Annotated in this window: 9 protein-coding genes and 3 pseudogenes; 8 read left to right on the top strand and 4 right to left on the bottom strand. The window is 67.4% G+C overall.

All coding sequences use genetic code 11. The features are described 5' to 3' along the window. The first annotated feature begins 234 nt into the window (after window positions 1-234). A complete protein-coding gene (locus OHB41_RS46865; protein WP_266707982.1) occupies window positions 235-1329 on the top strand; it encodes a PP2C family protein-serine/threonine phosphatase in 1095 nt (364 codons plus the stop codon). Window positions 1330-1507: 178 nt separating this feature from the next. On the opposite strand, the gene OHB41_RS46860 is transcribed toward OHB41_RS46865, so the two are convergent. Then, the gene (locus tag OHB41_RS46860; RefSeq protein WP_266707980.1) at window positions 1508-1858 is read right to left on the bottom strand and encodes a GNAT family N-acetyltransferase; all 351 of its coding nucleotides are present in this window, start codon (window positions 1856-1858) and stop codon (window positions 1508-1510) included. Between the two features lie 185 nt (window positions 1859-2043). On the opposite strand from OHB41_RS46860, the gene OHB41_RS46855 reads away from it, so the two are divergent. The 4 genes and pseudogenes from OHB41_RS46855 to OHB41_RS46845 form a co-directional block, all read left to right on the top strand. Next, window positions 2044-2412 carry a GNAT family N-acetyltransferase gene (locus OHB41_RS46855; protein WP_266707978.1) on the top strand — a complete coding sequence of 123 codons (369 nt, stop codon included), beginning with the start codon at window positions 2044-2046 and terminating at the stop codon, window positions 2410-2412. Window positions 2413-2800: 388 nt separating this feature from the next. Next, entirely contained in the window at window positions 2801-3106 is a 306-nt protein-coding gene (locus OHB41_RS46850; protein ID WP_266707976.1) for a DUF427 domain-containing protein, read from the top strand. A 408-nt stretch (window positions 3107-3514) separates the two neighbouring features. Beyond that, window positions 3515-3617, top strand: a pseudogene (locus OHB41_RS52830) (IS5/IS1182 family transposase); the annotation flags it as partial. 1 nt (window position 3618) lies between these two features. After that, window positions 3619-4241, top strand: a pseudogene (locus OHB41_RS46845) (MDR/zinc-dependent alcohol dehydrogenase-like family protein); the annotation flags it as partial. Window positions 4242-4461: 220 nt separating this feature from the next. Here OHB41_RS46845 and OHB41_RS46840 read toward each other — a convergent pair. The 3 genes from OHB41_RS46840 to OHB41_RS46830 form a co-directional block, all read right to left on the bottom strand. Beyond that, on the bottom strand, window positions 4462-4698 hold the full coding sequence (locus OHB41_RS46840; RefSeq protein WP_266707974.1) for a hypothetical protein: 237 nt from the start codon (window positions 4696-4698) through the stop codon (window positions 4462-4464). Between the two features lie 75 nt (window positions 4699-4773). After that, window positions 4774-6471, bottom strand: a complete 1698-nt coding sequence (pdxR, locus tag OHB41_RS46835) for a MocR-like pyridoxine biosynthesis transcription factor PdxR (RefSeq protein ID WP_266707972.1) — start codon at window positions 6469-6471, stop codon at window positions 4774-4776. Window positions 6472-6653: 182 nt separating this feature from the next. Continuing rightward, window positions 6654-7891, bottom strand: a protein-coding gene (locus OHB41_RS46830) for an IS3 family transposase (protein ID WP_266695976.1) whose coding sequence is annotated in 2 segments (ribosomal slippage) — window positions 6654-7565 and window positions 7568-7891 — 1236 coding nt in all. Because the reading frame shifts where the segments join, the coding sequence is not laid out codon by codon here. Between the two features lie 164 nt (window positions 7892-8055). Between OHB41_RS46830 and OHB41_RS46825 the strand changes: the two are divergent. From OHB41_RS46825 to OHB41_RS46815, 3 genes and pseudogenes are all read left to right on the top strand, one after another. Continuing rightward, window positions 8056-9266: pseudogene (locus OHB41_RS46825) on the top strand (IS110 family RNA-guided transposase). 745 nt (window positions 9267-10011) lie between these two features. Continuing rightward, window positions 10012-11283 (top strand): MFS transporter, encoded by a 1272-nt coding sequence (locus OHB41_RS46820; protein ID WP_266707970.1) that lies wholly within the window; start codon window positions 10012-10014, stop codon window positions 11281-11283. Between the two features lie 312 nt (window positions 11284-11595). Beyond that, on the top strand, window positions 11596-13560 hold the full coding sequence (locus OHB41_RS46815) for a SpoIIE family protein phosphatase (RefSeq protein ID WP_266707968.1): 1965 nt from the start codon (window positions 11596-11598) through the stop codon (window positions 13558-13560). Window positions 13561-13611 lie beyond the last annotated feature (51 nt).

The following is a 13611-nucleotide window of genomic DNA, read 5'->3' as shown; positions in this document are numbered from 1 at the left end:
GAGTGGATCTGCTACCTGGTCGAAGCAGCCAGAACGGCCGAAGCAGCCGGATACAGCAGTTTGTGGATGTACGAACGGCTGCTCTGCCCGGTGCCCTGTGCCGTGACGCATCTCGGTGTGCGAACCGAGCGGTGACGCTTCATTGCCGTGCGCGCCGAACCTGGGAGAACAATGATGAGCAGACCGCCTTTGCAGGCGCCTAGAGCAACCAGCCAATGGCGGGGTTACCGATGGGTGACCCTGTGGGCCACGCTGATCGCGGCGGTTCCGGTGGCCGACTGGTTCCTGCCGCCGAACATCCACCTCGCCCATCTGCTGGTCATCCCGCTCGCGCTCGCCGCCGCCTTCGCCGACACCCGCCGTACTGCCGTCATCGCTCTGCTGGCCCTCGCGGCGCTGGCCGCCGCGGGAGCTGAGCGACACGCGCTGACCACCGAAAACGTACTCGTGCAGATGCTGTCCCTGGTGCTGTTCTCGACGCTGCTCCTGATCGTCACCCGTCTGCGCGAGCAGCATCAGCGTCAGCTGGCTATCGTGCGCCAGGTCTCGGAAGCCGCGCAGTCCGTGCTGCTGCGGCCACTGCCGCGACGCGCGGGATCGGTGTCCCTGGCGTCGACGTACGTGGCCGCCCAGACCGAAGCCCGTATCGGTGGAGACCTCTACGCACTGGTCCGCGCGCCTGGCACCACTCGGCTGATCATCGGGGATGCGCGCGGCAAGGGGCTCGGGGCCATCGGGGACATCGAGACCGTCCTCGGTGCCTTCCGCTTCAACGCGCACGGCCAGTCCACCCTGTCCGCGCTCGCGTCCGCGCTGGAGTCCGACGTGTCCTGGGACCTGGGCCAGTCGCACCGTGGGGATCCTGACGGATGGCCTGGTGAACACTTTGTCACGGCGGCCGTGCTCGAGATCCCGGACGACCAGTCCTGTGCCCGTCTGATCAGTTTCGGCCATCTGCCGCCGCTCCTGCTGCACGGAAGGCAGGTCACGCCTCTGGAGGTCAGCGTCCCCGCTCCGCCGCTGGGTCTTGGCGCACTGACGGAGACGGAGTACGCCCCATTGACCTTCCGTTTCACCCCGGGGGACCGGCTGGTGCTGTACACGGACGGAGTCACCGAGGCCCGGGACTGCATGGGCAGCTTCTACCCCCTCGTGGAGCGGGTGACGGCTTGGGCCGATCAGCGTCCGGATGCGCTCGTGCGCAGGCTCGGCGCCGACCTGCGGGCGCACACGGGCGGGCCGCTCGCCGACGACATGGCCCTGATCGTGCTGCAGCACGAAGGGGCGAGAGTCCGGGCCCGGATCCCCGAGAACCGGTGGGATTCGTGACACAGGCGCGGCCTGCTTGAGGAAGAGTGGCGACGGCGCCGGACGCGCCCGGGTCCGGCGGGCTGTTTCCTGCCGGGCGCGGCGTGCGGCGTGCGGCTCTGCCGTGTTCGCGTCACTTCAACGCGTCGTAGTGACGGCGAGCCCAGGCTCGATGGCAGCATGCAGGTACTTCGCAGTGTCAGCGCTCGCTGGTCGTGTCTCGGGCGGTGCGAGTGGCGATGAAGGTTGATCGGCTGATGTCGACGGCGTCGTTCCACTCGGGGTGGTCTTGGACGTAGTCGGCGACAAAACCGCAGTAGATGCCAACCTTGGTCGGCCCTCGAGCCAGGTCTTCCAGGGCGTGACGCGCTAGGGCAGACGCGATGCCCCGATGTCGTTGATCTGGATCTACATAAGAGTGGGTGAGCGTGGCACGTCCGCCAGCCGTCTCGTATGCCAGCGTACCGACGACCTGCTCATCGATCAGCGCCTCGTAGAGGCGGGTGGTTTCGTCCTTGCGTACCTCAACGGCGGCCGGTGATGGCTGCATGTTTCCTCCTCGCCTCGTTCGTCTTCGGTCGGTGGTTCCGAGCAGCCCTCACTAGGTCTGGGAACGGACCATCGAGTCCAATTTATACACGCTCTTGCGCCTAGAAAAGCTTCATACTGGACTAGGAGGTCCGAGACGGGACCGTTCGAATGGTCCACGTGACGACACATCGAAGGGGTAAGGCGATGAGCGGCGAAGAGCAGGTTCCAGTAACTGAGCAGCTGACCGACAACTCGGATCGAGGCCGCTTTGAGCTCCGCCGTGACGACGACCTGGTCGGCTGGCTCTACTACACCCACCTGAAGCCCAACCGGTACGCTCTTCGGCACACTGAAGTCGAGACGAGCCACCAGCACCAGGGGGTGGCGGGCGCGCTGGTGCGGCGCGTGTGCGACGAGATCCGCACCCGCCAAGGCACGATCACCGCAATCTGCCCCTTCGTGGCCGACTACCTCTCACGAACAACCGCCTACGCCGATCTGGTCGACGCCCGGCACCCCGGCTACTCCGATCGCGCTGCTGCCGAGTCGGCGCGGGTGGCGGCTGGTGGCTGAGCTACCGGGCCGCAATCAGCAGTCCCCTCGGAGGAGCCCCATCACGGCCTCACCACGTGCCGCCTCGAGCACCTGGGCGGCATACAGCGACCCAGCCGCAAGGCAGGGTGATTCGGCACGCCTGGCGAACGCCGATGAGCTCACGCTCCCCGATCACCCGTAGCGTCAAGACACGGGTAAGAAGCGGAGTCCACCCGACGCCAACCTCCGACCGACCGCGTGAGCTGGCTGTGACCGCACCGACTGGACGCCCGCCCGAAGCCCGGCATCTCAACCGGTGATCGCGACCTGGAAGCCAAAGTGCGAGGCATTGGTGCCTCTGTGGTCACACGGCCGGACACGAGGGCAGATGCGGCCCGAGCAAAGGGATCGATGAGGGGAAAGACCGATGAAGGCAGTGGTTGGAGAGACCGTCGTGGCCGAGGCCGCGAGCGAAGCGGTAATCAGTATCGAGGGAAATGTCTACTTCCCGCCGGACTCAGTTGCGGCCGGCGCGCTCCGCGACAGCCCGACTCCTTACACCTGCCCCTGGAAGGGAAGGGCGCGGTATCACGACGTTGTGCTCGGCGAGATCACGCTCAGGGACGGGGCTTGGTCTTACCCGAACATCAAGGAGTCTGCAGCGAGCCGTGTCGGTCGCGACTTCAGCGGCTACGTCGCCTTCGATGTACGCCAGGTCAGGATCGAGAGCTGACAAGGCACACCGACCTCTGCCCGCAGAGCAAATCCGTCGTCGAGTACTGAGACGGAGCCCACGCGGCCGCCGTGGCGCGGACCCCCGGCCGTACGGCCGGCCGGGCAGGTCAGGACGGACACCGCCGCTACTTCTCCGGGTTGACCACCGGTCGATGTCATTCCCATCGCGCCTGCGCCGCGAGCGGCGGCGACCAGCGGCGGTCAGCCCGATCTGAGGTGTTCTCGGCCGTCCATCTCATCAGTTTCGCGGCGCTGAGCCCTTCCGTCCCTCACAGCCGGTCTCCCGGTACCCTCATGGGGGCTGAAAGCCACGAGCTGTCTCTCGATCGGGTTCGTCGGGGTTCTGCCACTAGGCCGTGTCCGATGGGTCGTGTGACGTTCCGGCTGGGAACTCGTTCCGTGGGACATGGGGCGGGGGGATCTCTCGGATGAAGAGTGGGCTCGGCTGGAGCGGCACTTGCCGACGAATCGCGGCCGGGGTGGACGCCGGCAATGCCACCGTCGCCGACTTGGGCCCGCAACGGCGCGCTGGCCGAGTACGTCGCCGTGGAGGCCCGCAACCTCGCCCCACTGCCCGCAGATCTCGACTACACGGTGGCGGCGCGCTGCCGATCTCCGGATTGACCGCCTGGCAAGGCCTGTTCGACCACGCGCGGATCACGACCGGGCAGAGCGTGCTGATCCACGGCGCCGCGGGTGCCGTCGGTTCGACCGCGGTGCAGCTCGCGCTGGAGGCGGGAGCCCGGGTGATCGGCACCGGTCGCTCCGCCGACCAGAGCACGGACCTCGCTCTCGGCACGCATACGTTTCTGGATCTCGAGGCCAGCCGACTGGAGGACATCGGTGAAGTCGACGTGATCGACGGTGACATCCTCGACTGCTCGACCGCGCTCGTACGCGCCGGCGGCACGCTCTTCACGATTGCTCAGCCGCCCACCGTCCGGCCCGAGGACGGGCGAGCGATCTTCTTCGGCGTGCAACCCGACCGTGCGCGCCGCGCGGACCTGGCGCAGCGGCTCCGGGACGGGCGGGTCGGCGCGGTGCATCCGCTGACCGAGGCAGCCGCCGTCTTCGCCCCGGAGCGGCGCGTCACCGGCAGGACGATCATCCGGGTCACCGAGGACCCCCAGTGATCACAGGGCGTCGCAACTCCGCGATCACCAGGTGGTGTTCAGCAGTTCCGGCAGCACCCCGGCCACTCATTTCTCGACCAAGAGTGCCAGGTGCGAGCTCCGGTTCCAGGCCGCCAAGCAGTGACGGCCTGGTCCGCCGAGTCAGGAAGCGCGGCAGGTGCCGTGGCCGAACGAGGTACGGGCGAACACGTCCCCGCTTCGTCAGCGGACAGGACGCGGGTCACTCGGCCGTACCCGGGGACAGCGGGACGCACCGGTCGCTGTTCCAACTGCGTTGATACATCTGCTCGTCCAGCATGAGCAGGCGGCATCCCTCCTCCACGGGGATGTCGCCGGGCAGCCCCTCGTTCGTGGCGTATCCCTCCTCCGCCAGCTCCTCGAACGCCGAAGGGGGGCAGCAGGCCCGAGACCAGCGCCCGGCGACCAGCCGGGTTCGCCCCGACCTTGACCCCGGCACCAGGCGCTTTCACCTGGGGCAGGTCCCCAGGACACTGCCGTCCGCGAACGCCCTGTCCAGGGCGTCACGGGTGCGTCAGGAAAGGATCCGCACGAGTGCGGAGAGCGCCTGAGGCCACGCTGCGTCGGAGGGCACCCCGTATCCAACGACGAGGGCATCGGACAGGACGTTCAGGGACCGTTCATGGCGGTATCGAGACAAGCCAGCCACCTTGAGGCCCTGCTGGGTCGCCGACTGAAGGACCCGCTGCTCGGTCCCGGGCGTCAAAGCAAGCACGGTGTGCAGGCCAGCCGGTGTCCCGATGACGCGCACTTTTGGGGCGTGCTGGGCCAGGGCCGTCACGAGAGCGTCTCGTCGATCGCGGTAGCGCCGACGGGCAGCACGTACGTGACGGTCGTAGGCGCCGGAGGTGATGAATTCCGCCATCGTCAGCTGGCTGAGTACCTCGCACGAGTCGATCTGCCCCTTGGCCGCCGCGGCTTCCTCAGCGAGTGCGGGAGGCAGCGCCATCCAGGCCAGCCGCAGGCCGGGAGCAAGGGTCTTGCTGGCGCTACCCAGGTAGACCACGCAATCGGGGTCGAGTCCTTGGAGCGCCCCGACAGACTTGCGGCCGAACCGGAACTCACCGTCGTAGTCATCCTCCAGGACCAAGCCGCCGGTCCGTCTGGCCCAGTCCACGACGGCCGTCCGGCGATCGCGCTGCAGCGCCGTGCCTACGGGGAACTGGTGAGCCGGTGTGAGTAGGACCGCATCGGTGCCGACTGGCGGCACCGGGTCGGTCCCGTGGGTATCGAAGGGAAGCAGGAGGGTCTTCAGCCCTGCATCCGCCAGCAGCCCGCAGTGCTTGTCCAGGCCGTAGGACTCGACGGCGACGTTCCGCGCCCCCCGCCCGGCCAGGACTCCGCTCAGGATTTGCAGGCCGTGGGAGACGCCGGCGCAGATCAGTATGTGCTCCGGACTCACGTACACGCTCCGGGCTCGAGCGAGATGGTCCGCGAGTGCGGCCCGTAGTTCCGGCCGACCGCGGGGGTCGCCGTAGCCGAGCGCGTCGGCGGGGGCCGCTGCCAGGACGCGGCGTGTGGCCTTCAGCCACGCTGCACGAGGAAAAGCGGTGAGGTCGGGGGTACCTGGGATCAGGTCGTGGCAAAGGTTTCCGGACGGCTCGGTGGCCGAGCGCGCCAAGATCGGCCGAGTGTTCATCCTGTCTGCCACGAGCGTGCCCGAGCCTCTGCGCGCGGTAAGCCACCCTTCGGCGACGAGGTCGGTATAGGCGTCAGCCACGGTGTTGCGGGCAAGGCCGAGATCAGCGGCGAGCTGGCGAGAGGAGGGCAGCCGTGTCCCCGGGGCCAGGTGGCCGGTGCGGACCGCTTCGCGCACGGCTTCGGCCAGCGCACGGCGCACACCTCGTCCAGCTCGCATCAGATCATTCTCAAGGGCCTGCCGAAGCTGCGCTGCACTGATCCTGGTGCGGGCGCCGAGGTGTTCGACAGTGGCCGCATTGCTGACCGGAACATCAACCGGGCCGCCGGGCAGCATGCAGTCGATGGCCGTGGTGCGCTGATCGTCGTGGGTCAGATCGGTAGTCACGATGCGAACCTCAATGCTCGACGCGCTTGCTCTGATGGCGTTGACGGTTTCGTCGAGTTGGTCGGCGGTGCGGGCGAGAAGGATGACATCGACTCCGGCATGGGCAAGTCCGGTCGCGATCGCCGCGTCAATGCCGTGGCCAGAGCCGGTGATCAGTGCGGTCTCGCCAATAAGTCCAGCTGTCACGCATGAGGGTTCCTTACGTTGTTGGTGGGTTGATTCCGGTCACTCGTAGGATCGGGAAGCCCAGGGATGCCGGGTGTGGCTTGTGGGTTCCAGCCCTGTGGTGGCTTGAAAGGATTGGCTGCCCGGCGTCCCGCGACGACTCGACGGGCCTTCCCCCGTGAAGGTGGGCACGCGGTTATTGATCACACGGCGAGCGTGAGTTTAGCGGTGTGGTGTCGGTGTTCGTATTCGTTGGGGCTGAGGTGGCCGTTGGCGGAGTGCCGGCGGCGGGTGTTGTAGCGGGTCAGCCAGGCGAAGACCGTCCGGCGGCAGGTGCCGGCGTCACCGTAGTCGTGGGCGCCCTGGAGGGTCTCGCGTTTCAGGGAGGCGTGGAAGCTTTCGCAGGCCGCGTTGTCGGCGCTGGTGCCGACCGCGCCCATCGAGCGGGTGACCCCGAGCTGGTAGCAGAGGTCGGCGAAGGCCCGGGATCCGTATTGGGCCCCGTGGTCGGAGTGGAACACGGCGCCGTCCAGACGGCCGCGGGTCGCGGCTGCCATCCGCAGCGCGTCGGCGACCAGGCCGGTGCGCATGTGGTCGGCCATGGACCAGCCGACGACCTTGCGGCTGAAGCAGTCCAGCACGGTCGCGAGATAGAGGAACTCCCCGCCGGCGAGCGGGAGATACGTGATGTCGCCCATGTACTTCCGTCCCGGATCGGCGGCGGTGAAGTCCCGCTGGAAGAGGTCCGCAACCGGTGAGGCTGCCGGGTCCGGGACGGTGGTGCGCACGCGTCTGCGCAGGCGGATGCCGGTGATCGAGAACGTCCGCATGATCCGGGCGACCCGCTTTTCGTTGACCCGCCGTCCTTTCTCGCGGAGCTCGGCGGTCACTCGCGGGGAGCCGTAGGCGCCGCCGGACTCGCCGTGGATCTCGCGGATCTCCTCGGCCAGGATCCGGTCCTTGTGCTGCCGGGCGGCCCGGGCCTCGGCGCCGGCGAGCCACTTGTAGTAGCTGGACCGGTTCACGTCCAGGACGTGGCAGAGCCGCTTCACCTCGTAGGTGTCCCGGTGGTCGTCGACGAACTGGAAGCGGCTGATCACCAGTTCGTCTCTCCGGCGAAATACTTGGCCGCCTTGCGGAGGATGTCCCGCTCGGTCGCGAGCTTCCGCTCACTCGCCTCGAGCTCGGCCACCCGGGCCTCCAACTGCCGGATCCGCTCGTCCGGAGCGTCGGACGGCACCGCCGCCCCCGGTTGGACGGCCGGCTTTGCAGCCGTGGCGGTGACACCGCGGCGTTCGCGGTCCCGCAGCACCCACTCGCGCAGGGTCGCCCGGTTGATGCCCAGGTCGGCGGCGATGCTCTTGTAGGTCGCCCCGGGTGTGGACTCGTACAGGGCCACGGCATCGGCCTTGAACTCGTCCGAATAGTCCTTCATCGCCATCGGCGGTCTTCTCGCTTCCTCCGGATCAAGCAGATCCAGTATCAGCGTGTCCACCACTCAGGGGGAGGCCCCGACCACTCATTGGGATGCGCGCGACAAGATCGCTTGGTAAGGACACGCTGGCGAGGTCGTCTGCTGGGATCGGTACAGGAGCGACTTCGGAGGTGGCCGTGCCCGAACTGTGGGCCGGTACGGATGCGGGCAAGGCCGAGCATCACTGCGTGGTGATCGGTACGGACGGGAAGCGGAAGCTGGCGCGGCGGGTGGCCGACGACGAGACCGTGCTGCTCAAACTGATTGGCGACCTACTGGAGTTGAGCGAGGGCGAGCCGGTGAACTGGGCAATCGACCTCAATCCGGTGATGCCGCGCTGATGATCGCGCTGCTGACCGACAACGGGCAGGATGTGCTCTACATCCCCGGTCGCACCGTCCATCACGCCTCCGGCTCCTACCGGGGCGACGGCAAGACGGATGCCAAGGACGCGTTCGTCATCGCCGACCAGGCCCGCATGCGCCGCGACCTCCAGACGATGCACCGCGGTGACGACATCGCCGTCGACCTGCGCATCCTCACCTCGCGCCGCCTCGACCTGGCCGCGGACCGCACCAGGGCGATCAACCGGATGCGGACCCAGATGTTGGAGTACTTCCCCGCGCTGGAGCGCGCCTTCGACTACAAGACCTCGAAAGCGTCCCTGGTACATCTGACCGGCTACCAGACCCCGGCCGCCCTGCGCCGCATCGGCAAGAGCCGGCTGGCGGCCTGGCTGAAGAACCGCAAGGTCCGCAACTCCCAGCTGGTCGCGGCCAGCGCCATCGAGGCCGCCGAGGCCCAGTACACCGCCGTGGCCGGGGAAAAGCTGGCCGCCGCCGTGGTGGCCAGGCTGGCGAGGGAGGTGATGGCCCTCGATGAGGAGATCGCCGAGACCGATGCCCTGATCGAGGGCCGGTTTCGCGACCACCCGCACGCCGAGGTCATCCTGAGCATGCCCGGCCTCGGCCCCGTCCTGGGCACCGAGTTCATCGCCCACACCGGCGGCGACATGAGCGTCTTCGGCAGCTCCGACCGGCTCGCCGGCGTCGCCGGCCTGGCCCCCGTCCCCAAGGACTCCGGGCGGATCAGCGGCAACATGCACCGTCCACGACGGTACTGCCGACGCCTGCTGCGGGTCTTCTACATGTCCGCGATGGTCGCCGCCCGCTGCTGCCCCGTCTCGAAGGCGTTCTACGAGCGCAAGGTGGCCGAGGGCAAGGGCCACCGGCAGGCCGTCATCGCTCTCGCACGACGTCGCCTGAACGTCCTGTGGGCCCTCATACGCGACGGCCGCACCTTCGAGATCACTCCGCCGCCCAGCCCCGCCGTGCTCGACTGACACGCTCACAGTGAGTCACCAGTCGGGCTTGACAACTCCATTGGGAATCCTTTCAACGCGGAGTGTGGGACGGGCTCTCTCACACCCCGTGGCGCATGACGCGACTCCGATGAGGGAGAGGGGCTACCGGAGAGCCTCTGCACTGTCTGATGAGCGTCGATCCTTCGCGCCGTCTTACCAATAATTCCCTATCACCTTGGCGGCCTCCTCTCGACAGCAGGTCAGTAACCCCAACCACCCTGGTCAAACCGTTCCCTTGACCGGCCCAGGCTTACTGATCATTTCAGAATGAGTTTTTGAGAGGTGAGAGCAGGTCAATTCCCCCCGATCTCGCGAGGGTGAATACGTCTGTCCAGACGTCGATCGAGCACGACCTGGCAAAGCCGTCCGGCGTTCCGACGGGTCGTTCGCCCCAGACCGACTTGGCGCCTCGCCGGCTCACCATCCTCAGGTGCGCGGCCCGTCGGCGTCGTACCACGTTCACCGGCGCGGGCAGCGGTGGGAGGGCGACGCGGAACGGGCGAGATCGCGACGTGGTTGGTAAGACGGCCCCGCGGTTCGACGCTGACCCGATGGACGCCGACATCCATTCGTTGTGACTTCTTGCTCACGGGTGGTGTCGCGTGGTGCGTCATTTGGCCGGAGTGTGTCGGCCCGGCTCTGCCCGGTGTCGGCGCCCGGGGCAGACAGCCCCGGACTTCCAGAAACTCCGGGGTGGTTCAGAACAATAGAAAGGCACGGTTAGATGCAAGACGTGGCACCAGTGATCAACCTGGCGCGCGGGGGCAAATCGCCCCGGCTGGCATTCTCATCTGCGGTGGTCTCCCTGGTGGCCTCGTTTGCTGCGACGGCCGCTCCGATCCCCCTGTTCAACACCTACCGGGCCGAGGACGGGTTCACCAACGCCAGCATCTCACTGGCCGTCGTCACGTACTCCGTCGGCACTATCGCCACCCTGTTGGTGCTGGGACGACTGTCCAATCATCTGGGCCGGCGGCTCACCGCGATCGCCAGCCTCGGGCTGCTCCTGTTGGGCTGTCTGCTCCTGCTGAACGTGCACGACATCGGCACCCTGCTGGCCGGTCGGCTACTGATGGGCGTCGGTGCGGGGTTGGCCAGCAGCAGCCTCACCTCCTACATCGTCGACACCGCACCCGCCAGGCCGGAATGGTTGGCCTCCGTCGCGTCCAGCCAGGGACCCATGCTCGGCCTCACCCTCGGCGCCGTCACCTCCGGCGCCCTGGTCCAGTTCGCCCCCTGGCCACGCGATCTCATCTACCTGGTTTGCGCCGTTCTCCTCGTACTGGCAACCGCACTCATCGTCATCAGTCCGGAAACCGCGAAGTCGACGCCAGGCGCTTGGCGATCACTGATACCCCGGGTCCACGTAGCGGCCCGGGTCAGGCACCTCCTCCCTGTCGCGGCCGCGGTGTTCTTGGCCACCTGGGCCACCGGGGCCTTCTACCAGGCCTTCATGCCCGCACTGGTCGCAGATCAACTCCACACCCACAGTCCACTCCTCCTCGGACTGGTCTTCGCTGCCTACATGGCCCCCAGCGTTCTCGGCGCTCCCGTCGGCGGCCGCTTCACATCCATGGCGGCTCAACGCATCGGCATGACCATCTTCCTGGCCGGATGGATCGGCATCGTTGCAGCGATCGCCATCGGCACACTGGCGCTGTTCATCGCCGCAACCGTCGTCGCCGGAGCCGGTCAAGGCATTGCCATCAGTGCCGCCACCCGCGGCCTGCTGCACGGCAGCACACTCGCCGACCGGGCGCCGATCTTCAGCGCGATCTACCTCCTCTGCTACAGCGGCGCCGCCTTCCCCAGCCTCATCTCGGGCCAACTCTCGAACGCCTTCCCGCTACCGCAGATCGCCCTCGGATACGGCGGACTTGCCATCGTCGCCACCCTGTTCACCGTCCTTGCTGCACGCAACCCGTACACCGACACGTCGAGCACGGTGAGTAATCATGATGATTCTCACCGTCATCCAGGCCTCACCCGACCCTGAGCGGGTCGCCTCCCGAGCTCGCCGGCGCACGCCGATAGCGACAGCCGGATCACCGATGGTGATATACCCGTCGATCGTTGATCGGCGTGATCAGGAGGTAGCGGGCCAGTTTGACCAGGTCGCGCGGGAGCCGGTCAAGCTGGTGGGCGGCGGCCAGGCGGTCGACCAACAGGTAGCAGGCTGTCCGCTCGTCTCCCGCGGTCTGCGCTCTGTTGCATGCCCCTGCTGGTGGAGGCGGCCTGCTCTGCACGCAGATACTGTTATTGAAGGACAACGAGGTCATATCGCTCGAAGATGGGTAGTGAGCGGCGAATGGACGCCTCGGACGAAATTCTTCAGATGGCAACACCGTCGGCTCTTTTGACCCTGGCCGGAGTTATCCGCAACCTCAACGCGGCGATGGCAAGGACACTGGGCAGGACAGTGGAGCAGTGCGTGGGTCGTGGCTTCGGTGATCTGTTGCCCACAAGTCAGCTGAGCGCGGTCGAGAGTCTCGTTTCCCACGCTGCCACGACAAAGACAGTTGCGATGCGAGTGTTGGAGTTCCCCGGGCCAGGTTCAGCATCTGTCGTCTGCCTTGTCGAGGCGCGACGAGTGAATGATCCCGTAGGCGGCGAGGCGCTGGTGTGGGTGCACTCGTTGGACGCGACAAACGACCGGGGCGGCCTGTTGATCCCGTTCCGTCTGGCGGCCAAGGCCGCCAACCTCGGTCTGTGCATGTATTCACCCCAGGAGCGCAAGCTGGAGTGGCTGGGCGGCGCACCCGCCTTGGCGGCGCTGTTCCCGGAGGCCTCCATGTCGATGTCCGACGTGGTTCGGCGAGTCCATCCCGATGACCGCGGCGCTCTGCGGCGGCTCGTGCGTTCGACGGCCCCCCGGTCCCCCTGGATCAGGTTGAGGTTCCTTACCGAGCATGATGGCTGGCATTTTCTGGTCTGCCGGGCCCGTCGGATCATTCTGGGGTTTGGCGGCCCTGAGCGGGTCTTCGGAGTGATCCGCGACGAGACCAAGAGGCAAGCGCGCCGACGGCGAGCGTTGGTCGCGCTGAGTGCTGAGCGTCAGCGTGCCGACGAGATCGCGGCCTTCTCCTCCGCCGTGATGACAGCAGTCACGGAGCAGGAAGTACAGCAGGTCGTCCTGACCCGGCTCGCCGCTACCTTCGGTGGTACGGGCGCCGCGCTGGCGTTCATCACCAATGGCCGCCTACGCGTCTCCTCCGATGCCGGGATCCCGATACCGGTGGCCGCCCTGCACGGCCTGCCGCTGGACGCCCCCAGCCCGCTGCTCCATGTGATCCGCACTGGTGAGCCGCAGTTCATTCCCAACCAGGCGGACTACATCCGCCGCTGGCCGCACGGGGCCATGGTGCCGTACTTCGACCAGCTCGACTCCGGCTACGCCATCTCGATCACCTCCCTCAGCCCGGGTGGCGATCAGCCGCTCGGGGCCTGGTTGGTGACCTACGACAGTGAACACCGCTCCTCCCCGGATGAGCGGGCCCTCATGAGCACTCTTGCCGACCTTGCAGGCCAGGCACTAAAGCGCGTCAGGTTGCAAGAGGCACGAGTCGAGCTGGCCACGGCGCTCCAGCAGACCATGCTCCCCATGCTGCCCGAGCACCTCCCGGGCCTGGAGGCCGCCGCCTGCTACCAACCAAGCCGCGACGGGCTCGACATCGGCGGAGACTGGTACGACGCTTTCGTCCTGCCCGACGGCGCCATCGCCCTTGAGATCGGCGACGTCCAAGGGCACGACGTGGACGCCGCCGCGGCCATGGGACAGGTGCGCGCCTCCATGCGCGCGATCGCCGCCCACGAACCGGATCCCGCGACGGTGCTGACGCGCACCAACGAGCTGCTCGTCACGATGGGCGCGGCACGCTTCGCCAGCTGCACCATGCTGCGTATCGACCCAGACGATGGACGGGTCACCGGCGCGAGCGCCGGCCATGTGCCCTTGCTGTACGCACGCGACGACGGCAGCCACAGCATCCGTGAGATGCCGGGCGGCCCGGTGCTGGGCGTCCTGCCCCACGCCGACTATGCCGAAGAAACCTTCACACTGGACAAGGATGCCGCGCTGGTCATGGTCACCGACGGCGTGGTCGAAGGGCCAGCCCTGACACTGGACGCCGGACTGGAGCGAGCCGGAACGCTGGCCGCCCAAGCCATCCACGACGGGCTCAACGCCGAGGAGACCGCCGACCGCATCCTCGACGCCGCCGTCGCGGTAGACCACCTCGACGACGTGGCCCTGCTGATCATCCGACGCACATGACGGCGCCCGCGTCCTCACACATCCTCTCTTCAGAGCCACTGCAAGACCCCC

The organism is Streptomyces sp. NBC_01571, assembly GCF_026339875.1.
Taxonomy (GTDB): Bacteria; Actinomycetota; Actinomycetes; order Streptomycetales; family Streptomycetaceae; genus Streptomyces.
The sequence above is the reverse complement of the archived record's forward strand: the minus strand, read 5'-3'. Positions and strand labels throughout refer to the sequence as shown.

Bases quoted from the DNA above. Each gene is read 5' to 3' on its own strand.
- OHB41_RS46820 (WP_266707970.1), top strand. From the start codon at position 10,012: ATGCAAGACGTGGCACCAGTGATCAACCTGGCGCGCGGGGGCAAATCG.
- OHB41_RS46815 (WP_266707968.1), top strand. From the start codon at position 11,596: ATGGACGCCTCGGACGAAATTCTTCAGATGGCAACACCGTCGGCTCTT.
- OHB41_RS46850 (WP_266707976.1), top strand. From the start codon at position 2,801: ATGAAGGCAGTGGTTGGAGAGACCGTCGTGGCCGAGGCCGCGAGCGAA.
- OHB41_RS46860 (WP_266707980.1), bottom strand. From the start codon at position 1,858: ATGCAGCCATCACCGGCCGCCGTTGAGGTACGCAAGGACGAAACCACC.
- OHB41_RS46855 (WP_266707978.1), top strand. From the start codon at position 2,044: ATGAGCGGCGAAGAGCAGGTTCCAGTAACTGAGCAGCTGACCGACAAC.